20 protein-coding genes are annotated in these 22,611 nt (G+C 69.7%); 13 read left to right on the top strand and 7 right to left on the bottom strand.

The window, feature by feature from the left end; genetic code table 11:
* Nucleotides 1-4: 4 nt before the first annotated feature.
* Nucleotides 5-856, bottom strand: a complete 852-nt coding sequence (locus ACWEPL_RS17050) for a tetratricopeptide repeat protein (protein WP_452436711.1) — start codon at nucleotides 854-856, stop codon at nucleotides 5-7.
* Complete coding sequence (locus tag ACWEPL_RS17045) at nucleotides 844-2,778, bottom strand: BTAD domain-containing putative transcriptional regulator (RefSeq protein ID WP_452436710.1); 1,935 nt, start codon at nucleotides 2,776-2,778, stop codon at nucleotides 844-846. The genes ACWEPL_RS17050 and ACWEPL_RS17045 overlap by 13 nt, the downstream gene beginning before the upstream one ends.
* A 96-nt stretch (nucleotides 2,779-2,874) precedes the next feature.
* Here ACWEPL_RS17045 and ACWEPL_RS17040 point away from each other — a divergent pair, with 96 nt between their 5' ends.
* From ACWEPL_RS17040 to ACWEPL_RS17030, 3 genes are read left to right on the top strand one after another with little or no spacing between them, the layout of a single operon-like run.
* Nucleotides 2,875-3,327 (top strand): carboxymuconolactone decarboxylase family protein, encoded by a 453-nt coding sequence (locus tag ACWEPL_RS17040; RefSeq protein WP_350723914.1) that lies wholly within the window; start codon nucleotides 2,875-2,877, stop codon nucleotides 3,325-3,327.
* A 34-nt stretch (nucleotides 3,328-3,361) separates the two neighbouring features.
* Nucleotides 3,362-3,652 (top strand): hypothetical protein, encoded by a 291-nt coding sequence (locus tag ACWEPL_RS17035; protein ID WP_452436709.1) that lies wholly within the window; start codon nucleotides 3,362-3,364, stop codon nucleotides 3,650-3,652.
* A 26-nt stretch (nucleotides 3,653-3,678) separates the two neighbouring features.
* Entirely contained in the window at nucleotides 3,679-5,532 is a 1,854-nt protein-coding gene (locus ACWEPL_RS17030; protein WP_452436708.1) for an MFS transporter, read from the top strand.
* Nucleotides 5,533-5,773: 241 nt separating this feature from the next.
* Here the strand turns inward: ACWEPL_RS17030 and ACWEPL_RS17025 are convergent, their stop codons facing one another.
* On the bottom strand, nucleotides 5,774-6,412 hold the full coding sequence (locus ACWEPL_RS17025) for a response regulator (RefSeq protein ID WP_452436707.1): 639 nt from the start codon (nucleotides 6,410-6,412) through the stop codon (nucleotides 5,774-5,776).
* 211 nt (nucleotides 6,413-6,623) lie between these two features.
* A complete protein-coding gene (locus ACWEPL_RS17020; protein WP_452436706.1) occupies nucleotides 6,624-7,748 on the bottom strand; it encodes a sensor histidine kinase in 1,125 nt (374 codons plus the stop codon).
* Between the two features lie 166 nt (nucleotides 7,749-7,914).
* Here ACWEPL_RS17020 and ACWEPL_RS17015 point away from each other — a divergent pair, with 166 nt between their 5' ends.
* The 6 genes from ACWEPL_RS17015 to ACWEPL_RS16990 all read left to right on the top strand — a co-directional run bounded on the left by ACWEPL_RS17015 (nucleotide 7,915) and on the right by ACWEPL_RS16990 (nucleotide 13,652).
* Nucleotides 7,915-9,381 carry an alpha/beta fold hydrolase gene (locus tag ACWEPL_RS17015; protein WP_452436705.1) on the top strand — a complete coding sequence of 489 codons (1,467 nt, stop codon included), beginning with the start codon at nucleotides 7,915-7,917 and terminating at the stop codon, nucleotides 9,379-9,381.
* Entirely contained in the window at nucleotides 9,378-10,295 is a 918-nt protein-coding gene (locus ACWEPL_RS17010; RefSeq protein ID WP_452436704.1) for an ABC transporter ATP-binding protein, read from the top strand. Before ACWEPL_RS17015 ends, ACWEPL_RS17010 begins: the two co-directional genes overlap by 4 nt.
* A complete protein-coding gene (locus ACWEPL_RS17005; RefSeq protein WP_452436703.1) occupies nucleotides 10,292-11,044 on the top strand; it encodes a hypothetical protein in 753 nt (250 codons plus the stop codon). Before ACWEPL_RS17010 ends, ACWEPL_RS17005 begins: the two co-directional genes overlap by 4 nt.
* 533 nt (nucleotides 11,045-11,577) lie before the next feature.
* Entirely contained in the window at nucleotides 11,578-11,745 is a 168-nt protein-coding gene (locus tag ACWEPL_RS17000; protein ID WP_452436702.1) for a hypothetical protein, read from the top strand.
* Between the two features lie 254 nt (nucleotides 11,746-11,999).
* Nucleotides 12,000-12,404 (top strand): hypothetical protein, encoded by a 405-nt coding sequence (locus tag ACWEPL_RS16995; protein WP_452436701.1) that lies wholly within the window; start codon nucleotides 12,000-12,002, stop codon nucleotides 12,402-12,404.
* A gap of 36 nt (nucleotides 12,405-12,440) precedes the next feature.
* Entirely contained in the window at nucleotides 12,441-13,652 is a 1,212-nt protein-coding gene (locus ACWEPL_RS16990) for a serine hydrolase domain-containing protein (RefSeq protein WP_452436700.1), read from the top strand.
* 259 nt (nucleotides 13,653-13,911) lie between these two features.
* Here ACWEPL_RS16990 and ACWEPL_RS16985 read toward each other — a convergent pair whose 3' ends face one another.
* From ACWEPL_RS16985 to ACWEPL_RS16975, 3 genes are all read right to left on the bottom strand, one after another.
* Nucleotides 13,912-15,414 carry a serine/threonine-protein kinase gene (locus ACWEPL_RS16985; RefSeq protein ID WP_363979139.1) on the bottom strand — a complete coding sequence of 501 codons (1,503 nt, stop codon included), beginning with the start codon at nucleotides 15,412-15,414 and terminating at the stop codon, nucleotides 13,912-13,914.
* A 679-nt stretch (nucleotides 15,415-16,093) separates the two neighbouring features.
* The gene (locus ACWEPL_RS16980) at nucleotides 16,094-16,663 is read right to left on the bottom strand and encodes a CHRD domain-containing protein (RefSeq protein ID WP_355193126.1); all 570 of its coding nucleotides are present in this window, start codon (nucleotides 16,661-16,663) and stop codon (nucleotides 16,094-16,096) included.
* A gap of 466 nt (nucleotides 16,664-17,129) precedes the next feature.
* Nucleotides 17,130-17,594 carry a plastocyanin/azurin family copper-binding protein gene (locus ACWEPL_RS16975; RefSeq protein ID WP_452436699.1) on the bottom strand — a complete coding sequence of 155 codons (465 nt, stop codon included), beginning with the start codon at nucleotides 17,592-17,594 and terminating at the stop codon, nucleotides 17,130-17,132.
* A gap of 566 nt (nucleotides 17,595-18,160) precedes the next feature.
* Between ACWEPL_RS16975 and ACWEPL_RS16970 the strand changes: the two genes are divergently transcribed.
* The 4 genes from ACWEPL_RS16970 to ACWEPL_RS16955 all read left to right on the top strand — a co-directional run bounded on the left by ACWEPL_RS16970 (nucleotide 18,161) and on the right by ACWEPL_RS16955 (nucleotide 22,557).
* The gene (locus ACWEPL_RS16970) at nucleotides 18,161-19,831 is read left to right on the top strand and encodes a PQQ-dependent sugar dehydrogenase (RefSeq protein WP_397374893.1); all 1,671 of its coding nucleotides are present in this window, start codon (nucleotides 18,161-18,163) and stop codon (nucleotides 19,829-19,831) included.
* A gap of 181 nt (nucleotides 19,832-20,012) precedes the next feature.
* On the top strand, nucleotides 20,013-21,122 hold the full coding sequence (locus ACWEPL_RS16965) for a DUF418 domain-containing protein (RefSeq protein WP_452436698.1): 1,110 nt from the start codon (nucleotides 20,013-20,015) through the stop codon (nucleotides 21,120-21,122).
* Between the two features lie 238 nt (nucleotides 21,123-21,360).
* Complete coding sequence (locus ACWEPL_RS16960; protein ID WP_452436697.1) at nucleotides 21,361-22,002, top strand: DUF7711 family protein; 642 nt, start codon at nucleotides 21,361-21,363, stop codon at nucleotides 22,000-22,002.
* A 99-nt stretch (nucleotides 22,003-22,101) separates the two neighbouring features.
* Nucleotides 22,102-22,557: an SAM-dependent methyltransferase gene (locus ACWEPL_RS16955; RefSeq protein ID WP_452436696.1), complete on the top strand. Its 456-nt coding sequence runs from the start codon at nucleotides 22,102-22,104 to the stop codon at nucleotides 22,555-22,557.
* Nucleotides 22,558-22,611 lie beyond the last annotated feature (54 nt).

Here is a 22,611-nt window from a genome sequence, read left to right as displayed (position 1 = left end):
CGGCTCATCCGGCGTGCTCCAGGAAGGCGCGGACCTCTCCGGCCTCCGGAACGCCGAGTTCCTCGTACAGGCCGAGGGCCGCCCGCCCGTGCTCGCAGGCCTGCTCCGCCCGCCCGAGCGCGAGGAGGGCGCGGGCCAGCCCGTCGTGAGCTCGCGCCTGCTCAGGGCGGTTGCGGGCCAGGTCGGCGAGCGCGAGCGCGGCCGTGTGCTCCCCGATCGCCCAGGCCGGGTCGTCGGCCGCCTCGGCCAGCCCGTTGAGTGCGGCCGCCTCGTCGGTGGTGTTGCCGAGCTTGCGGTAGAGGGCCGCGGCCTGCTCGTGGCGGGTGCGGGCCTGGGCGAGCTCGCCCTGGTGCCGGAGAACGACGCCGAGGTGGTTGAGGATCATCGCCTCCCCTGCCGGGTTGCCGACCTTGCGGTGCAGCGCCAGTGCCAGGTCGAGATGGCGCCGGGCCTCCTCCGGGCGGCCGGCCCGGTCGAGGGCCAGGGCGAGGATGCCGAGCACGTTGGCCTCGCCCCAGGTGTCGGCGCCGATCCGGGTGAGATCGAGTGCCTGCTCCAGGTACTGCTCCGCCTGCTCGTCCTGGCGTCGGCGCAGAGCCACGTTGCCCAGGGTGAGCAGTGCACGAGCGCGTTCGTAGGCCTCCTCGCACGCGTCGAGGGCCTGGCGGGCGTGCTCCTCCGCGCGCTCGTACTCGCCGAGCCGCCAGTAGGTCCACGCCAGGTCGGCGAGCGCCCGCTCCTCGAACTCGCGGTGGCCGAACTTGCGGCTGCGCTGCAACGCCAGGGTGTGCAGCGTGAGCGCGTCGTCGTGGTGCGCCTGCCGGTCGAGGAAGGGGCGCATCGTCAGAGCCAGCATGCCGACGCAGATCTCGGGTCCGTGGACGGCGGTCGCGATGATGTTGGAGCGTTCGGCGTCGAGCCAGGCGATCGCCTCCGCGGCGTCCCGGATGGGCGCGATCGGGGCGGCCGGCTGGGGGATGCCCTCCCGCTGGCTGACGCTGTACGGGTAGAGCCGGTCCATCGCCGCCCGAGCGCGGTGCAGGTAGTAGGTGAGCAGTCGCAGGACCTCGCCGTCGTCCTCGGCGATCGAGCGCGCGTGCTCGCGGAGGAGGTCGTGGAAGGTGTAGCGGCCAGGTTCGAACTGCAGGAGCATGTGGGCGTCGAGGAGGCCTTCCAGGAGCTCCTCCGCCTCGTCCTCCGGGATGCCCCCAGCGCGGCCGCGCCGCAGGCGTCGATGTCGCGTCCCGGCGCCAGCCCGAGCAGGCGGAACATACGCTGCTCGGCCTCGTCGAGCTGCTCATATGACAGGGTGAAGGCCGCCGACACCCCGTCCAGGAGCCGGCGATGGTCCCGCAGCCGGCCCGCCAGGTAGGACACGGTCCAGCGCGGACGGTGCTGGAGGCGGGCGGCCGAGATCCGGATGGCGAGCGGGAGGTGCCCGCACAGCTGCAGCACCTCGCGTACGGCCTCCGGCTCATGGCCGGCGCGTTCGCCCACGATCCGCTCGAACAGCTCGGCGGCGTCCTGCTCCCCCAGCACGTCGACCGAGAGCGCGTGGGCGCCGTCCAGGTCGACCAGCCGCCGCCGGCTGGTGACCATGACGAGGGTGTCGGAGTGTCCCGGCAGCAGGGGGCGTACGTGCTCGGCGTCGAGAACGTTGTCCAGCACGGCGAGCGCGCGGCGATCGGCCAGCTCGGCGCGCCACAGGGCGCTCCGCTCGACCAGCGTGACCGGGATGCGGTCGGCGGGCACCCCGAGCTGGCGCAGGAGCGCTTCCAGCGCGGCGGCGGCGTCGAGCGGCTCCCGGCCCGCGGTGTGGGCCTGCAGGTCGATGAAGAGCCGGCCGTCGGGATAGCGGGCGGCCAGCCGATGGGCCACGTGTACGGCGAGCGTGGTCTTGCCGATCCCGGCCATGCCGTCGATCGTGACAACCGCCGGCCCGTGCCGCTCACCCACCTCGCCTATGAGCCGGTCCAGCTCGGTGGTACGTCCGGAGAAATCGGGAATGTCGTACGGCAGGAATGTGGAGCGACGCGGCGGGCCAGCAACCACCGGCGCCGCGCCGGCCAGGCGCAACGCCGGATCGTCCGCCAGGACCGCCCGCTCCAGCTCGATGAAGGCGTGCCCGGGATCCAGCCCCTGCTCGTCCGCCAGAGCCGTCCGGTAGGAACGCGCCGCGGCCAGGGCGTCGGCCTGCCGCCCCGCCCGGTGCAGGGCCAGGACGAGGTGACCGTTGAGCTTCTCGCGGAGCGGGTTGGCGGTCACCTGGGCGGCGAGCTCGTCGAGCAGCTCGCCGTGCCGCCCGGCGGCGAGCTCGCCCTCCACCAGGCGTTCATAGGCCGACAGCCGCCGGTCGTTCCAGAGCTCGCGGACGCCGGTGACGTAATGCGCGTGCACGTCCTCCAGCGCCTCGCCGCCCCACAGCTCCAGGGCCTTGCGCAGCTCACCTGCGGCTGCCAGCTCGGTGAACTCCTGCGCATCGACCTGCCCGGACTCCGGCTGCGCGACATAGCCGCCGGCACGCGTCTCAAGGAGGTTTACGGCTCCCGCTCCGCGCAGCACCTTGCGGATCGCGGTGATCGAGGCATGGATCTGCGACCGGGCGGTGTCCGGCTGGTCGTAGCCCCACATCGCGTCGATCAGCCGCTCGATGCTGATCACCCGGCCGGCGTTGAGCAGGAGGTAGGCCAGCACAGCCCGGTGACGTGGGGCGATGCCCGCCAGCGGCGCGCCGTCGACGATCATCTGGACGGGGCCGAGAAGAGTGAATCGCAGCATTCGTCCCCCATCACCTTCGCATCGTGCACGCATCGCGAATGTATCAACCTGGCCAGACACTCTGATCTCACACGAACCGAGACAGAGGAGAACACGATGGAAGCCCGGATGAAGAACCCCGCCACCCTCATCCCCGCCGCGATGCAGCCGATCATGCAGGTCATGAAGGCCGCTCAGTCGCAGGGCCTCCCCCAGGAGCTCATGGAGATGATCCACCTGCGGGTCAGCCAGATCAACCGCTGCAGCTTCTGCGTCGACGCCGGCCTGAAGAACCTGCGCAAGCTCGGCGAGAGCGACGACCGCATCGGCCTGATCGCCGCCTGGCGCGAGGCTCCGTACTACACCGACGCCGAGCGGGCCGCCCTTGAGCTGGCCGAGGCCTCGACCCGGCTGGCCGACCGCGACGACGCCGTCTCCGACGAGATCTGGGACAACGCCGCCGACCACTTCGACGAGCAGCAGCTGGCCTCGATCCTGCTGATGACCGCCGTCACCAACCTCTTCAACCGCCTGAACGCCCCGATCCGGCAGGTCGCCGGCACCTGGTAAGCCCCTGCTCACACGTACAGAAGGAGACACCGACATGTCCGCCGTCCGCTCGCACCGCTACTCCGTCCCCGAGGCCGACCTGGAGGAGTTCCTGGCCCGCCGCAGGTCACTGATCGCGACCGTCCGGAAGGGTCACCCCGGGCTCACTCGCACCGTGCTGATCCGCCTCGACGACGACACGTTCACCGACACCTGGCACTGGGAGAGCGCCGAGCAGCTGGGCGCCGCGCTCGCCGCCCTGCCCACCTTTCCGGAGGCCCCGCTGACCATGTCCCTCACCAAGGACGCCACCGCCCTGAACGGCCGGCTCGTCGACGAGCACTGAGCCGCCACTGACGAGGAGTCCACCACGTGTCCAACCCGGCCGGCGCCCCATCCACGACGACGAACCGTTCGTACCGCTCGAACCGCTCCTACCGTGACGTGCTGCGCGACAAGCGCGTGGCCGGGCTGCTGCTCGGCGACCTGCTGGCCAACATCAGCACGGGCATGATCCTCGTGGCCATGCCCGTGCAGACCCTGCGCATCCACGGGGACATACCTCCGGCGATCGCCGTCGGGATGGTGGAGGCGGCCCCGTTCCTCCTGTCCACGGTCCTGGCGCTCGGCATCGGCCTGGGCCGGGTCCGGACACCGCCCCGCACCCTGCTGCTCGCCGACTGCGTGCTGCGGGCGCTGACCTTCACCGGCCTGGGCCTGGCCGCGGTGACCGACCGGCTCACCCTGCCCGTACTGGTCGGCGGGCTGCTGCTGGGCGCGGCCTTCCGGATGGCTGGTGCGAGCGGTCGCCGTCTGCTCGTCACCTCGATGGCGAGCGAGTCGGAACGGTACGGCGTCAACGGGCTGCTGAGCCTGAACAGCAACGTCGCACTCTACGTGCTGGGCCCCGTGGCCGGCGGGCTCATGGTGGCGGCCGACGGGCCGGGTGCGGTGCTGTTCGTCGACGCGTGCGGCGCACTGCTGCTGATGGCCTGCGTACTGCGCTGGGCACCACGGGCACGGTCGGAGCCACAGTCACGGCCGCGATCGAAGCCGCAGTCACGGCCGTGGTCGAAGCCGCAGTCGAAATCGGAGCGGTCAGAGCCGCCGCCGGCGCCGCCGCTGGCGTCGGAGCGGCCGGAACCGGAGCGGTCAGAACCGCGATCGGAGCCGCAGTCGCGGTCGAAGCCACAGCCGAAGCCATGGCCGGAATCGCCGCCCGAGTCGCAGCCGGAGCCGCAGTCGCGGTTGGATTCACCGCCGGAGCCATGGTCGGAGTCGAAGCTGTGGTCGGAGCAGTCGGAGCCGGACCGGTCAGAGCCGGACCGGTCAGAGCCGGACCGGTCAGAGCCGGACCGGTCAGAGCGGGGGCGATCAGAGCCGCCGCCCGAGCCGAAGTCGCGGTCGAAACCGTGGCCGGAATCGCCGCCGCAGTCGCAGTCGCGGTTGGAGTCACCGCCGGAGCCATGGTCGAAGTCGGAGCCGTGGCCGGAGTCGGAGTCGGAGTCGCCGCCGGAGTCGCCGCCGGAGTCACCGTCGGAGTCACCGTCGGAGTCACCGTCGGAGTCACCGTCGGAGGAGTCCACCCACATGCGGCAGGACGAATCGGGGTGGCGCATCCTGCGCCGCCGCCCCGTGGCGGCCCGGCTGCTGGTCGTGGTGTTCTTCTTCAACTTCCTCTACATGCCGGTCGAGGTAGCACTCCCCCTGTACGTCCAGGGCACCCTGCACAGCGGCGCGTCCGGCCTCGGTCTGCTCTGGAGCGCCCTGGGCGTCGGCGCGATCGCGGGCGCCGCCCTGGTCAACCTGATGCGCGGCCTCCCCCAGCGCCATCTGCTCATCACGATCATCGGTTTGTGGGCACTCTGCCCGATCGCCCTGGCCACCGCGGGCAACCTGACCGCCGCGATGATCGTGTTCGCCCTGGGCGGCCTGGTCTGGGCCCCGTTCACCCCCGTCGCGTACAGCTTCCTGCAGTCAGACCTGCGGCCCAGCGAACAACAGCCGGTAGTGACCCTCTGGACGACGGGGTCAACAATCGCGGCCCCACTGGGCCTCGTGGCCGGCGGCCCGCTCATCCAACTGACCGGCACGGACACGGGCCTGGTCGTCTCGGGCCTCCTCACCCTGCTCCTGGTGCCACTTGCAGCCGCAACCGTCCTTACCCGCGGCCAGACCGCTGTCGAGACCAGCCGCAGAGCTCCCGGCACCACCACCCGCCAATAACGGCATCTGGCGCGTACGCCAACCCGACTTGACGAGGCCGACCACAGAGACCTCGCCACCACCATCCGCCGATAACCACTTCAGACGCGTACACCAACCCGGCTTGCCAAGACCAACCGCAAAGACCCCGGCACACCACCCGCCCATAACCACTTCAGACGCGTACACCAACCCGGCTTGCCAAGACCAACCGCAAAGACCCCGGCACACCACCCACCCATAACCACTTCAGACGCGTACGCTAACCCGGCTTGACGAGGCCGGCTTCATAGGCGGCGATGACAAGCTGGGCGCGGTCTCGGGCCTGCAGCTTGGCCAGCAAGCGGCCGATGTGCGTCTTGACGGTCCCGGGGCTCAGCTGGAGCTGGGCACTGAGCTCGGCGTTGGACAGACCGTGGGCGATGAGCGTGAGCACCTCACGCTCCCGATCCGTCAGATTGCCGAGCCCGTGGAAGACCCGCTGGGCCGGCCGCCGTACGAACTCCGCGATCAATCGTGTGGTGACGCTGGGCGCAAGCAGCGTCTCACCCGACGCGACCACCCGGATCGCCCTCAGGAGATCGTCAGGGGGAGCGTCCTTGAGCAGGAACCCGCTGGCACCCGCGCGCAGCGCCGCGTAGACGTACTCATCGAGGTCGAACGTCGTGAGGATGAGTACTCGGGTATTCCCGGCGATCTGCCGGGTCGCGGCGATGCCGTCCATCTCCGGCATCCTGACGTCCATGAGCACCACATCGGGTGACTCAGTCCGCGCGAGTGCCACCGCCTGGTGTCCGTCGGCCGCCTCCCCGACGACGATGAGATCGTCCTCCGAGTCGATCAGCAAGCGGAAGCTGCCACGCAGCAGTGCCTGATCGTCGGCGACAAGCACTCGAATCAAGAGATCCCCCACAACACACCCACCACAAGCAGGCTCAACGCCAGGTCCGCAGACGCTCTGCCCAGGTCTCTGCCTCCCACATTGCGCCACTCAACACCACGGACACCGGCTCCTGGGCCAGGATCTTGACATCAGACACTCCCGCATCCATCCATCCCCATCGCGCGGAACCACCGGCCTCGAACGACGTCGCCGGTGTGAGTCACGTAGGTCACGGGATCTCCCATGATGCGTGTACGCCGAACCCACCCCCCGGCAGAGGTCCGGCCTCGAAGGTGCCGCCGTACATCATGGCCCGTTCCCGCATCCCCGCAAGACCGTGCCCGCCCTCCTTGCCCGGCAGCACTCGCTGCCCCGGCCCGTCGTCGACCACCGAGATCTTCAACAACCCGTCGACGACCGACACGCCGGCCCGGCAACGGGCAGGAGCGGCGTGCCTGACGACGTTGGTGATCGCCTCCTGAACGATGCGATAGACGGACAGCCCCATGCTGTCGGGCACGGTTCCGCTCACCGAGAGCTTGACCTGCACACCGGCCTCCGCCGCACGTTGTGCCAGGGACGGCAGGTCGGCGAGGCCGGGGAGCGGCGTGCTCTCGGGTGCGCTGCCTGACGAACGCAGGGCGCCGAGCAACTGGCGCATCTCCACGAGCGAGCCGCGCCCGATCTGCTCGATGGCCCGTAACGCCTCGCGCCCTTCCTCCGGATGCTTGTCCAGGACCTTGGCCGCCACCCCCGCCTTGACGGTGATCATGCTCAGCGAATGGGCGACGACGTCGTGCAGCTCGCGGGCGATCCGCAGGCGCTCGTCGACCACCGCCTTCTCGGCCTGCATCTTGGCCTCGCGCGCGGCGGACACCCGGCGGGTGCGCGCCGCCGTACCGAGACTCCAGCCGGCTCCCACGACCAGCCAGGCCGCCCCGACGATGAAGACGGGATCCGGCCAGCCGTTCACTCGCGGTGCGCCCATCACCGAGGTCAGCAGAGCGCCTCCGGTGACGAGCAGGCCCAGCACGAGGGCGATCGCCGACCGCCGCGCCGGTTGGGTGGCCGACACCGGGTAGATGGTCAAGGCCACTACCCCGACCATCATCAGCCGGTTCACCTGTACCGTGAGCAGAAGGAGGCCGGCCAGGAGCGCAGCGTAGTATGCGGGCACCGGCCAGATCCGCCGCACCGCCACGGGCACCGCGAGCAGCCAGCAGATCAGCACCGACGCGGTGCTCACCGCCAGACCCTCCGGATCCGTCGTGGACCCCAGCGCGAGCAGCACCGCGACCACGGTGTCGGCGAGAACGAGCAGCCAGTGTGGGGGCCGCCGGACGAGCAGGTTCACAGCTCGACGCTATCGAGGAACGACCGCGAGCGAATCGGAGCACGATCCGTCAGACCAGGGTCGTACTCCGCTCTCTTACGCCCGCACCGTATGACCCTGGTCCGAGCCGCAAGACCGGATCTGGCTCCGATGTGCGCATCCGCCGCCGTGCAGGATCGTTTCCCGCATGGATCGACGCACACTCATCGCCCTGAGCCTCGCTGCCTGCCTCGCCGTCTCGCTCGGCGGCATCGCACTGGCGTCGGCGCAAGCGTATCGTCTCGCCTGGAAGGAGTGTGGTGACGGCCTGCGATGCGCCGAGCTGGTCGTTCCCGTGGACTGGGCCGATCCGGGCGGCCCCAAGACCTCGGTGCACGTGGCCAGAATGCCCGCGACGGGCAGGAGCATGGGCCCGCTGATCGTCAACTTCGGAGGCCCGGCCACCAGCACGGTGATGCTCAGGCAGAGAGACGATCCCGACATCCCGCCGGAGCTGCCGACCCTGCTCAAGGAGTTGCGGAGCCGGTTCGACGTCATCGCCCTGGATCCGCGCGGGATGTCCGAGCCCGGCAGCGGCAAGAGAGTGAGCTGCGAGGAGCCCTCGGCCTCCATCTTCGGACTGGTCCTGGCACGGACGAAGCAGGACTGGGACGCTCACGCCGCCAAGAACGCGGCCCATCAGGCGAGCTGCCGCAAGACGGCCAGGTCGGCGTGGTACGGAATGACGGCATGGAACGTGGCGCACGACATCGACGCACTGCGCGCCGCACTCGGCCAGGAGAAGCTCCGCTACGCGGGCAACTCTTACGGCACCGTCTACGCCCAGGCCTACCTGGAGCTGTTCCCGCAGCGGGTGGAGCGGATGTATTTCGACGGGACCGCCGATCACACCCAGCAGGAGTTCGAGCCCTGGTTGCGCAACTACGCGCGGACCCAGGAGCGACATCTCACCCGCTTCCGTGACTGGTGCGCCCGCCGTACGGACTGCGCCCTGCACGGCAGAGATGCGGGCAAGGCATGGGACGAACTGGTCGTAAGAGTGCGCCGCGCGCCACTCCCGGCGTCGGCCGGCAGGACGGTGCACGAGGGACAGCTGTATGCGGGCGCGGTCAAAGGCATGAACCCGGCGTACTGGCCGCGATTCGCGACTGCCATCCGCAAGGCCCTCGACGGCGACGCCGCCGGCTTTCTCACCGAGCTCGCGCCGGATCAGGGCGGCTCGTCCGTGAGCCAGGACTCTCTGTGCAACGACTTCATGCCGAAGCTGCCGACGTACGAGGAGTTCCAAGGCATCGAGGCCAGGCTTCGTGAGATCGCGCCAAGGTTCGGCTGGATCGAGGGACGCTTCGAACTCGGGCGGTGCTGGGGGCGCAGCGGGGGCGCGTCCTGGGCGCCGCACCCGTTACGGGTGAAGGACGTCCCACCGATCCTCTTCGCGATCGGGGAGCTCGACAACAACACCAACTACCTCGGGCAGCAGCACGTGGCGGAGCAGGTTCCGTCTGCACAGGTCCTGTGGCACGGAGACGGCCACGCGGCGTGGGCCGCCAACACCTGCCTGCGGCGGCATGTCCTCGCCTACCTGACCGCGGGGACGCTGCCCGCGCGGGGCACGCGCTGCCCGGCCGAGCTGATTCAACGGGTGGGGAAATGATCGAAGTCATAGATCTGACGAAGGTGTACGGTTCCACGCGGGCGGTCTCGGGGCTGACGTTCGACGTCAAGCCCGGACAGGTCACGGGCTTTCTCGGCCACAACGGGGCCGGCAAGTCCACCACCATGAGGGTGATCCTCGGCCTTCACGCGCCCACCTCGGGCAAGGCGTTGATCAACGGCGTCCGCAAGCGCGACCTCCATGACCCCATGCGTGAGGTCGGTGCCATGCTCGATGCCACCGAGGTGCAGGGCGGGCGCAGCGCGTTCGATCACCTCCAGGCGCTGGCGCATGCCGGCGGGATCGCGCGCCGCAGAGTCGTAGCTGTTCTCGAGGAGGTCGGCCTGGCCGGCGCGGCACGCAAGCGGATCGCCGGGTTCTCCCAGGGGATGCGCCAGCGCCTCGGCATCGCGGCGGCACTGCTCGGCGACCCGGGGGTGCTCATTCTTGACGAGCCGGTCAACGGCCTCGACCCCGACGGCATCCGCTGGCTCAGGACGCTGCTGAGGTCTCTGGCGGCCGAGGGGCGGAGCGTCCTCCTGTCGAGCCATCTGATGACCGAGATGTCCCTCACCGCCGACCGGCTCATCATCATCGGCCGCGGTCAGCTGATCGAGGACACCACGATGGCGGAGCTGCTGGCCCGCTTCCAAGGCGACGTTTCGGTCCGCTCGCCACATGCGGCCCGCTTGTCCGGGGCACTCGAAGCGGCGGGAGCAAGCGTACGCCGCACCCAGACGTCCAGCGCGAGCACGCCTTCGACTTCTACCTCCTGGGCCGAAGGAGAGCTGCTGGTGACCGGCTTGTCAGCAGCCGCCATAGGCGATGTCGCCCTGGCGAACGGCTGCGCCATCCACGAATTGACACCCCGCCAGGCATCGCTGGAAGAGGCCTTCATGGAGATAACCCAATGATCAACATCGTCGCATTGGAATGGCTCAAGCTGCGCTCGCTCCGATCCACCTACTACGTCCTGGCCTCCACGCTCTCGGCCGTGGCGCTCACCGGCTTCGCCGCCCTCTCGATCTCGCGCTACTTCGACACCAAGGGTCCCGGCGGCGAACCCGTCGGCACGGGGCTCACTTTCAGCGCCGACATTCCCCCCGTGCTCTTCGGCATGCTGGGCGTGCTCGCCATCTCCGGCGAGTACAGCACCGGCATGATCAGGCTGACGTTGACCACGCTCCGACGCCCGTGGATCCTGCTCCTGGCCAAGTCCGCCGTGGTGGCCACCGTGGCCGCGATCACGGGTCAGCCGCTGGCGTTCGCCACCTACTTCACCGCACAGGCGGTGGTAGGCGGACGCCCGATCGGCGCCTCGTTCTCCGAACCGACCGCCCTGTCCGAGGTGCTGTCGACAGGCGCAGGCTCCGCCGTCGCAGCGGTGATGGGGTTGTGCCTGGCCACGATTCTGCGTTCGACAGCGGGCGCACTCATCGCACTGGTCTCCTTCCTGACGGCCCCGACCGTGATCGAGCGCTTTCTCCCCGCCCCTTGGAACGACTGGACAGGCTCCCTGACGATCCCCTCACTGACGAGGCAGTTAGCCGGAGTCCCCGACTCCGGCGCCTTCGCCCCTTCGTCGGCCAGCGCCGTCCTCGTCGCTTATGTCACGATTTTCCTCGTCGCAGCAGCCCTGGCAATCACCCGTCGCGACGCCTGACCACAACTGACCCACACGGACGGCGTCCCACGACCACGGACGGCGTCCCGCGACGGTATGGGGGCTGCGGCCCTCGGGCACACGGGGCCCCTTGCACCTCAACCGCTTCCGGCCGCTCGCTTCCACCGCCTCCGTCGCTTGCACCTCGCACCCTCAGGCCTTTCACATCGGTCGACTGCGCCGCTTGCGTCTCGCCAGCCTCGGATCTTTCGCGTCGGGTCGACTCCGTCGCTTGCGTCTCGCCAGCCTCGGAGCTTTCACCTCGGACCGACTACGCCCCTTGCGTCTCGCCAGCCTCGGAGCTTTCACCTCGGACCGACTACGCCCCTTGCGTCTCGCCAGCCTCGGAGCTTTCACCTCGGGGCGCCTCCACCCCTTTCACATCGACCGCCTCGGGGGCTCCGTAGTAGGCGCCGGAGATCCAACACATTTGGCTGACCAGACTCGTCCCCCCGCGCCCAGGCCGAAATTGCGCTCAGGCAGGGCAACCCGTCACTGGGAGGGACCTGCGTCAACGCTCCAGCTTGGGGCTCATGGCCGTTATCCGAGCCCCGGGCCGTGATGGCGTCCTCGACCGTGGCGTGGCGCGCCATCACACAGGTCACGACGGCACACGTGCTCACCCGGCCTCCTGGGCGGCCCACCTGCGCCACACCGTGCGCTTCTCGGACGCGTTGCGCACGCTGCTCACCACCGGCTAACACGCGCTGCTCGAGCTGTGCCCGGGCCGTACTTCAGCAGCCTGGCCCGGCAGCACCCGCTGCACCTCAGTTATTCGGCGTTGCTGACCCGCCTACGGCTACGAGATCGCGGCGTGGTTGCGGGAGCAGCTGTAAGGGCCGTGTCAGGACGGCAACGGCCCGGTATCAGAGCGGTCGGCGATCGTAAAGGCCATGAACGGTTGAACGCCTGCCCGCCCAACCGAATCCCAACAGTTTTGAAGGAGCGCACCACCATGGCCATCACCCTCACCGACCAGGACGAGCTCACCCTTCGGACCGCCGCGTGGGGCGCCGTCTCGCTGATGTCCGCCGCCGGTGCCGCCGGCTCGGCCCACAAGGTCGCCACCGAGGGCTCCATCGCCCTGACCTCCGCCACCGGCCCCGTCGGACACGTGCTCGCCAAGGCGCCCAAGGGCGTCAAGTACGGCAAGACCGTGGCTGCCCTCGCCGACCAGGTGTTGCCGGCGCTGACCGCGTCCATGAACCTGCTCAGGCAGCAGGACCCGGCCGAGGCCGACAACTTCCGCAGCACCGTCATGGTCGCCGTCGAAGCCTCCACCGGAGATCACCAGGGCCGGCCCAGCCCCATCCTGACCGACATGGCCCGCAAGATCACCGCGGCCCTCGACGCCGCCTGACGGGCTGCTGCATCCCCATCGACTCCGGGAGGAACCATGAGAACTATCTTCGGCGTACCCCACCGCAGCAAGGTCTTGCGGCGAGCGGCGGTCACGGTGCTGGCGGCCGCGCTGGTGGCCGGGGCGGCCACCCCCGCCGCGGCTACCGCACAGGACCGTCCGGAGCTGCATAAGGCCATCCAGGAGTGGATCGACGACGGTTTCGCCGGGATGCAGATGCGCGTCCACGACGAGCGGGGCGACTGGGTGGGCAGCGCCGGGGTGCGCAAGCTGGGCGAGAGCGCCAAGCCGCCGACGAACGGGCGCTACTGGATCGGCAGCACCACCAAGACCTTCATGGCGACCTTGGTGCTGCAGTTGGTGGCCGAGGGCAGGGTCGGGCTGGACGCTTCGGTGGCCGGCTACCTGCCCGACCTGGGCCTGGACCCGCGGATCACCGTGCGGATGATGTTGCAGCACACCAGCGGGTTGTTCAACTACACCGGCGATGCCTACGACGACGGCGTATGGGTGCCGGGCCTGCCCTCCGTGGGCAAGGAGTGGGTGGACAACCGGTTCAAGTCCTACCAGCCGGAAGAACTGGTACGGTTCGCGCTGTCCAAGCCTGCCAAGTTCGCGCCGGGGACGAGCTGGGGCTACGCCAACACCAACTACACCCTCGCCCTGCTGCTGATCGAGAAGGTCACCGGCCGCCCGTACGCCGAGGAGATGCAGCGCCGGATCCTGGGGCCGCTACGGCTGACGGGCACCTCGGTGCCGGGCAACCGGCCGGACCTCCCCGGACCGCACGCGCACGGCTACTACCGGTACGAGGACGCCGGTCAGTGGAAGGTGGTCGACGTCACCCGCCAGAATCTCTCCCTGTTGGCCGGCGCCGGCAACATGATCTCGACGACCAAGGACGTGCAGACGTTCATGTCCGCGCTGGTGAGCGGCAGGCTCCTGCCAGCCGCGCTGATGACCGAGATGAGCACGCCGGACCCGAGGAGCGCCGGCCTCTTCGGCAGCTACGGCCTGGGACTGTACGTGCTGGACACCGGCCCGGACTGCGCCGGCATCGTCCTCAACCACGACGGCAGCCCTCCCGGGGGCTACGGATCGCTGATGTACAGCACGCCCGACGGCAGCAAGGTCCTGGCCGCCTCGCTGACCTCCGGAGACGCCGCGGTCGACACGGCGACGGTGTTCCCCAAGGCGTTGAACAGGCTCATCAACGAGGTGTTCTGCGACGGCCGTCAGGCACAGTAGGCGAACCCGGGCCACGCCACGCTCACCGGGCTCGGCGTGGCCCGCCTGCATGGTCGCCCGGAACGTGGTCATCCGATGCCTGGCCGACCCCCGGTGCCGCAGCACGCGGACCCGCCCCCGTCAACCGCTGCCCCCGCGCCGCACGCCGGCTTCGTCCGTCCAGGCCCGCGGCGGATTTCACGCCTTATGACGCGGTACCTGCAGTCGCATGATCTGGCCAGCCGTCGGTGTGGCGCAGGTCTGGTGGTCCGGGCGGGTGCTAGCGGTACTTGTTGAGGGCTGTGGCGACGAGCTTGGCGGCGCGGTCGGCGGTGCCGAATCCGGAGCGTCGGGCTCTGACGGTGATGGTCACCTCGACGTTCGACAGTCGGAAGGAGATCTTGGTCTCGTAGACTCGCCACGGCCAGTTGGGCACCTGCCGGGTGTAGCTGAACGCCTCGTCGCCGACCTTCGGCCCCGTGCGGATCTTGGTCTTTTCGTTGCGCTTCGGCTCGTCCTCCATGTATTTGACCATCTGATCATGGGTCAAGTTGGCCGCGGAGGCGCTCGGCAAGCGGAACGCCATGATGTTCAGGCTGGAAGCGTCCGTATTGGACCAGGAGCAGGTGGTGTCGGTCAGGAACTGGCGCTTCATCGGACCGCCGAACAGCGAGCGCGTCTGGGCGCTGGTCAGCAGATCGCATGCTTCGAAGTCGCGGGAGATGACTGGGGTGGCCTCCGGCGACGAGCCGAACGTCGGCCGCGGGGAATAGGTATAGGTGACGGGGGGCGCGAGCATGGCGCCGAGTAGGCGGATGACGTTCGGGAACAGGTACGGCACGACCACCACCCCTGCCGCCACGACCAGCACCACTGCGAGCAGGGCGCCCACGACGACCTGGACGCGGCGACGCCGGCGTGGGCGGCTGCCCGGGACGGTCCGCGTCCGTGGCGAAGTCGGGACGTCTGTCGTCTCGCCCCGCGAGAGGGCCCTCAACCAGCCGGCCACCTCGTCCGGGGAGCAGCGGCGTACCGGGTCCTTCTCCAGGATCGCGGCCAGCACAGGTGCCAGCGGGCCGGCCAGCCGGAAAGGGGCGGGCTCCTGCATCAGTACGGCGGCCAGGACCGCGGCCTCGTTCGGGCGGGGGAACGGCGGGCCGCCCTCCACCGCCGTGAAGAGCGTGGCGCCGAGCGACCACAGGTCGGCGAGCGGGCCGTCCGCCTCGCCGCGCAGGCGCTCCGGGGCGATGTAGCCGGGCGAGCCGGTCAGCATCCCCGTCTGCGTGAGCCCGGTGTCCCCGGCGATCGTCGCGATGCCGAAGTCGGTGAGCAGCACCCGCCCGTCGTCGGGGAGCAGGACGTTGGCGGGTTTGACGTCCCGGTGCAGGATGCCGGACGCGTGCGCGGCACCGAGGGCGTCGAGCATCTGCATGCCGATCTCGGCTACGCGGTGCGGCGGCAGCGGGCCGTCATCGCGTACGACCCGGTCGAGGGAGCGGCCGCGTACCAGCTCCATGATGATCCACGGCCGGCCGTCGTCCAGGACCACGTCGTGCACGGTGACGATGGACGGGTGGGAGCGCAGCGTCGCCGCGGCGCGCGCTTCCCGGAGCGTGCGTTCGGCCAGTTCGGCCCGCGACGCCTCGTCGAGATCCGACGGGAGCCGGACCTCCTTGATGGCCACTTCCTGTCGGAGGAGCTCGTCCATCGCCCGCCAGACGGTGCCCATGCCGCCCTGGCCGAGCTGCGAAAGCAGCCGATAACGGCCCGCGAGCAACGTCACCGTGCCATTACCGACGTCTCGGACTCCGCGACCATTCGTCGCCTCCTGTCGATATCCGGCTCAGCACGGGCACATCAGATAGTAAGCGAACGGATCGCGAGCGTCAGGGAATGTCGATCAAAGGTCACCCGACACTTTTGGACATTTGACTCAGGCCGATCTCAGCCTTCCTGGGGATACCTGGCTCCAGACGGTTGCCGCCGACGCCGACATCGCGGGTGCTCGCGATGCAGGCGGCGTTCGCGGTGCTTGCGGCGTTCGGTGCTCTCGATGCTCGTTCGGTGCGCGCGGTGCTCCCTACCTTCACGGCGGTCGGTGCTCGCGGTGCTCCCTACTTTCACGGCGGTCGGTGCTCGCGGTGCTCACGGCGATCGGTGCTCACGGTGCTGGCAGGGTTCGCGGTGCCCGCGGGGTTGCGGGCTGCTGGGCTATGGGGTTGCGGGGTTCACGGTGCTCGCGTTCGAGGATCTCGGCGCCGTCCTCACCCCCTTGAGCTGGCCGATGTCCGAGGTCTTCTCCGATGTGCTGGGCCGTTCGTTTGCTAGGTCTGGGCGTCCGATGACGACGTTCGCCGGTTCTGACCTCGGCGGCCCTTCGGTGTCTGGCTCGATGGGCAAGGGGGCCGCGCCGACGTGCCCGCGCTGCGGCTCGGCCCTGGTCTGCGCACCTTTCAGGATGTTTACCAGTGGTGGGCGCCGTGGAGCTGGCCGCGGACCGCGCCGTCGGGGAACTCGGAGGTGTGCAGGTTGGCGTACCAGTTCTTCGGGTTCTTCTTGATTCCGTTGAGGACGCTGGTGTCCTTGACGCGGACGGAGCCGGAGCTCGTGTTGCCGCGGGTGGTGCCGTTGGACAGCAGGTCGATGACGACGGGGCCGTTCGTGCCGGCCTTGCCCCGGTGAATGTGGAAGGCGGTGGGCTTGGCGACCTTCTTCCACTGGACGAAGTAGTAGAGGCGGTTGCCCTTGATGCGGAACTTGGCGGCTGCCAGGCCGTTCCGGTCGTTGACCTTCTTGCCGGCCTCCGGCACCTCGTTCTTGCCGAGAAGAACTGCGGTGAAGTAGTACGTCTTGGCCGCGCTGGCCACCTTTGCGTTGGCCACCTTGGCGCTGGTGAACGTGGCGGGGGCGGCGTTGGCCGGTGCCGAGGTGACGGCCAGGGCCGCGGTCGAGGCCAGCGCCGCGATGGCCGCGCCGGCCACTGCACGCCGCCACTGGATACGCCCGTTGCTGATCTGCTCGAAAGTGTTCATGGGTACCTGCCTCCGGTTGGTCTTACGGATCTCTTCGGACAAGGCAGGACGTTAGTGAGGTGGTCTCCGACGTTCTGTGGACAAATCCGCATAAGGCGTTGGGGTGATCAGTGTCACAAAGCCTGAGGCGGACAGACCGAAACCCGGTGCCGACTTCGTGCAGGGCTCAGGCGAGCGAAGGGCAGTGAGCGGCGAGCGGAAGCTGGCGACGGGCAGGTGAAGACCCGCGACGGGCGTGCCAAGGCCGGTAGACGGCGGGTAAAGCCTGGCGACGGGCGGGTGACGGCCGGGGGCGGGCGGACGAAGGCTGGGGGCGAGCGGGTGACGGCTGGGGGCGGCCAGACGAAGGCTGGGGCGAGCGGGTGAAGGCTGGGGTGGGTGTGAAGGGGTGACGGTATTTGGCTTGGCGTGGGTGGTGTGGTTTTGGGGTGGAGCTGGCTCGGCTGGTTGCTGGTTGGTATGTGGGTTACTGGGTGACGTCGAGTTCTGCGCGCATGCCCATGGCGTAGTGCCCCGGGAAGTTGCAGATCAGCTCGTACCGTCCAGGCTGCAGGGTCAGCGTCGCCCAGCCTGCGGACCCGGGGGCGATGCCTCCGCCCTCGCCTGCGGCGCAGTTGTGGGACGCCTCGCCGATAGAGCCCGTCTCGCTTACGCGGTTGTCGGCTCCGATCGGCTGCTTCCCGATGGGCTTACCCGCCGCGAGCGGCAGTACGACCACCTCGTGGGCCAGGGTGCCGGTGTTGGAGGCACGGAGAGACACGGTGCCTGCCGTGACCTTGGCCGGCTTCACGGTCAGGCGCATGGGCGCTGCGCCGGTCGTGTCGGTCAGGTCGACGTCCACCACCTTGCCCGGCAGCGGTGGAGGGGTGCATTCTTGGGCGAGCCGCGACCCGGCCGCCTGCCCCGTGGCCGTCGATGTGCCGGTGGGCAAGTGCCCTGTGGCTGTTGGTGTGCCGGTGAACAGTGCGGCTGTTATTGCGACTGCTGCGGTGCCTGCGGACCAGACGTCGTGAGGCCTCATCGGGCTCACCCCCCGAGTGCGCGTGTGCTCACCCGTCTCCCGCGTCATGGTCGAGCTCGACCGGCGAGCGTCCCTCTTCCAGACTACGCGTGGCACACCCACCCGGACTCGCGCGAGCCCATCAAGCGCCGTATGGCCTCACGTGAGCGGCGCATCCTCGTACCCAGGCGGGTCTGACTGCGTTCGTGGCGTCGGCGGCAGGGTGAGGAGCGGGGTGGAGGTGATCATCGTGGGAGCCGCCGGCGGCATTGCCGTGACCCTCGTCGGTGCTCTTCCGGGTGAGTACCGGGCCGGCCGGAGCCGGCTGCCTGATGAGACAGGGTTGAATACGTAAGCGCCGGACGTTGAAAGTTTCAGTCACCACGTGGCCGTCGTCGCAGATGGGCGGGACGCGCGGGTCGCGGCGATTGAGGTCCCGCGGTTGCGATGCCTACGGTGCTGAAGTCCGCACACGTGATCCCGTCAAGGAGTCCGTCATGCGCGCCCGTGTCGTACCTGCCCTGATTCTGGCCCTGATCGCCCTCATCGTCAGCGCTCCCGAGGCACGCGCTCAGGTGCTCGGGGGTTTCGACTTCGCCAGGGCGGAGGTGTCCGTCACGGGGTTGCAGGTGCCGTGGGGGCTGGCGTTCCTGCCGGACGGCAGCGCGCTGGTCTCCGAGCGGAACACCGGGCGGATCCTCCAGGTACGGCCCGGCCAGACCCCCACTCAGGTCGCCACCGTGAACGGGGTGAGCGCTTCCGGTGAGAGCGGCCTGCTCGGCATCGCGGCCAGGGACGGCTGGGTGTATGCGTACTTCACCAGCACCGCCGGGGACAACCGCCTGGTCAGGTTCCAGTTGAGCGCCCCTCAGACACAGACGGTGATCTTCTCCGGCGTCCCGAGCGCCACCATCCACGACGGCGGCCGCCTGGCGTTCGGCCCGGACGGCATGCTCTACCTGAGCACCGGCGACGCCAGCAACACCAGCAACGCCCAGAACCTCAACAGCCCCGCCGGCAAGATCCTGCGCATGACGCCCACCGGTGGGGTGCCTTCGGACAATCCGTTCGCGGGATCCCGCGTCTGGAGCTACGGCCACCGCAATGTGCAGGGCCTGGCCTGGGACTCCCAAGGCAGGATGTACGCCAGCGAATTCGGCCAGAACACCTGGGACGAGATCAACCAGATCGTCGCGGGCGGCAACTACGGCTGGCCCACCTGCGAAGGCAACTGCGGCAACTCCTCCTTCCGCAACCCCATCGTCACCTGGACGACCGCCGAGGCGTCGCCGAGCGGGCTCGCGTACGCCAACAACACGCTCTTCGCCGCGGCGCTGGGCGGCCGGCGCCTCTGGACGGTGCCGCTGACCGGCAGCGGCACTCCCGGCACGCCGGTGGCCGAGTTCCAGTCCGTGTACGGACGCCTCCGCGCGGTCGCGCTCGGACCCGACGGCTGGCTCTGGGTGACGACCAGCAACCGGGACGGCCGCGGCACACCGGTTGCCCAGGACGACCGCATCATCCGCATCCCGCCCGCCACGAGCGGAACCGACACCACCCCGCCGACCGCCCCCGGCAACCTGGCCGCCTCCGCGACCACCTCCACCGGCACCACGCTGACGTGGACCGCCTCGACCGACAACGTCGGCGTGACCGGCTACGACGTCCTGCGCGCGCCGGGCTCGTCCGGCGGCACCTTCACGCAGGTGGGCACCGCGGCGACCGCCTCGTTCACCGACACCGGGCTGACCGCCGCCACCACCTACCGCTACCAGGTACGCGCCCGCGACGCGGCGAGCAATTTGTCGCCGGTGTCCAACACGGTCACGGTCACCACCGGTCCGGGCGGCACCACCGGCGGATGCACGGCCACGCCGACCACCCAGACCCAGTGGAGCACCGGCTACGTGATCCAGCCGGTCACGGTCGCCAACACCGGGACCGCCACGACCACGGGCTGGACGGTGACGTTCACGCTGCCCAGCGGGCACGCCGTCACCGGCTCATGGAACGCCACGCTGACCGTCAGCGGCCAGACCGTCACGGTCAGGAACGCCGGTCACAACGGCACGCTCGCGCCTGGCCAGAGCACGACGTTCGGCTTCCAGGCCAGCCGCCCCAACGGCGACACCCAGACTCCTTCCGCCTATCGGTGCACGAGTCCCTGACCTGGCCGCCCGTTTCGCCGGGGAGACTGAACGACGTCGCAGGGCCGCGTCATCGGCGGTTGCTGCTGATGGTGGCTTCGGGGAGTGACCAAAGATGTAAAGCCGTACATCGATCGATGTACGGCTCATTTCGCCCGCCGGGACGACAGGGAGCAGCCACCGCGCCACCAGGCTTGAGGGTGTGACCAGACGTATCGACGCGCTTGACGTGTTGCGCGGCGTGGCCATCATGGGCACGCTCGGCACGAACATCTGGATCTTCACCGCGCCAGGCGGGTCCGCCGAGTTCCTTCAGTTCGGGGGCGGGGCCGGTGTGGTGGAGACGTTCCTGCGATTCCTGTCCAACGGCAAGTTCCTCGGGCTGTTGACCCTGCTCTTCGGCGTCGGCCTGGAGCTGCAGTACCGCAGCGCGGTCCGGCGCGGGCTGACGTGGCCGGGCAGGTATCTCTGGCGCGCGACGCTGCTGTTCGTCGAGGGGGCGCTGCACTACGTGCTGGTCTTCGAGTTCGACGTGCTGATGGGGTACGCGATCACCTCGATGATCGTGGCGTACCTGGTGGGCAGGAGCCGCCGCGCGGTCACCGCCTGGATGGTCGCCGCGGGGGCGGTGCACGTCGCCATGGTGACTCTGATCACGGCAGCCCTGATGGCGGGGCCGGCGGGTGGCGGCACCCCGATCTACCCCCAGGACGGCTGGCTCGACCAGGTCGCCTTCCGTCTGCGGCATGTCGCCGTCTTCCGTGCGGAGCTGGTGTTCATCATCCCCATGGGCATCGTGCTGTTCCTGCTCGGCGCCCGCCTGTTGCGCGCCGGCGTCTTCGAGGAGGACGGCGCGGGCCTGCGGAGGAAGCTGATCGTCATCGGCCTCGGCGTCGGTGTGCCGCTGAACCTGGCCACCTCCTTCGCGGGGCCAGCCTGGTTCGCCGTCGACCGCTATCTCGTGGCGCCGCTGGTCGCCCTGGGTCTGCTGGGGCTGATCACCTCGATCGTGCTCGGCATGCGTGGTGCGCCGGGCGTGCTCAGGAGGGGGATCACGAACGTGGGGCGTACGGCGCTGTCCTGCTACGTCTTCCAGAATCTGGCGGCCAGTGTCCTCTGTTACGGCTGGGGTCTGGGGCTGGCGGACCGGTTCGACGGGCTCCGGCCGTGGTGGGTGCCGGTGGCGTGGGCCGGGATCTGCGTGCTGTTCATGGTGCTGTCGTCGTTGTGGCTGCGCCGGTTCAGCCGAGGACCGCTGGAGCTGGCCTGGCAATGGGCCTACCAGGCACCGGCCCTGGCGCGCCGTCCCTGACAACCGGCGGCCATGCGCGGGTGACCGGGCCGAAGCGGCCGGCGGCATGAGGGCGGCCGACGGTCGAGGAACGGCTGGGGGTTGGGGGTGGCCGACGGTCTGAGGCGGCTGGTGGTCGGGGATGGCCGGCGGCAGGAGGGGGCGGCAGGGGGCAGGGGGGCAGCGGGCGGGGCTGCTGGAGGGGGGTGGGGAGACCGTACGCTGGGTCGCGAGTCCGGGACAGGGAGGCGAGCGGAGGATGCGCTACCGGCGAGCGGTGGAGAGGCTGCGGCAGCTCGCCCAGGCCTGCGAGCAGACCCGCCGCGTGCCGGCGGACGAACCCTTCCTGCGCGCCGCGTACGTCTTCGGCGACCTGCTCGCGGGCGCCGACCCCGTCGATCACCTCGAGATCGTCCTGGTGCTGAACCTCCCGCCGGAGGAGGTGACCTGGGGCTCCCAGCCGCCCGGCACCGCGTGGCTGGTCGATTTCCTCCGGCTGGACCAGGGCGGGGTCGCGTACTGGTGGCGCTCCCACCTGGATCCGGTGGAGAACCATCGCATCCACGACGCGGTGCGGTTCTGGTCGCTGGACGGGCCCGAGCAGGACGTGCTCGACGCGCTGGCCGAGCGGCGCTTCGACCGGGTGCGTGAGGTGACGTCCCGGCCTCAGGAGGAGCCCGCCCAGGTCGCCGGGGAGTTGCGGGCGGCGCTGGACCATCTGCGTGCCGTACGCGACTCGTACTGGGACCGGCAGTGGCGCCGGCGGCACCGCAGCCTGGGGCGATACCCCGAGCACCACCTGTGGGAGGCCGTACAGGGTTACCTGGACCTCCTCGAGGCACACGGAGACGGGCACGAGCACGAGGAAATTCGATTGCCGCCGGAATCCGCGGAGGGCTAGGGTCGCGATCACCATCTCGTGACGGAGGAGTTGCTTTTATGCGTGTCGATGAGCTGACCGTTCCGGTACATCAGCCATCACATGTAAGGACTCACGATCTTGGATCTGTCACGTAGCTTCACCATCCGGGAGAGCAGCCACCGGATCATCGACCCGTTCACCCCTGAGAAGCTGGCCACGCTCGGCGCGGCGATCGGGCTGCGGCCCGGAGCCACCGTGCTCGATCTGTGCTGCGGCAAGGGTGAGATGTTGTGCACCTGGTCCCGTGATCACGGGATCACCGGCGCCGGGGTCGACATCAGCACCGTCTTCCTCGCCGCCGCCCGCGAGCGAGCCGCCGAGCTCGGCGTCGGCGAGCGGGTGACGTTCACGCACGGGGACGCCTCCACGTACGTGACCGGGGAGCCGGTCGACGTCGCGGCGTGCGTCGGCGCGACGTGGATCGGCGGCGGGACTGCCGGCACGGTCGCGCTGCTGGAGCGCAGCCTGCGCCCGGGCGGCACGATGCTGATCGGCGGCCGGCCCTGGACCTGCTGCCCACCAGCGCCGTCGTGAACGCCGTCAAGACCGGCGACCTGGCCGTGCCCGCCCTGGTCCTGGCCGCCTGGA

It is taken from the genome of Nonomuraea sp. NPDC004186 (genome assembly GCF_053603495.1).
This window is presented reverse-complemented; position numbering and strand designations above follow the sequence as displayed.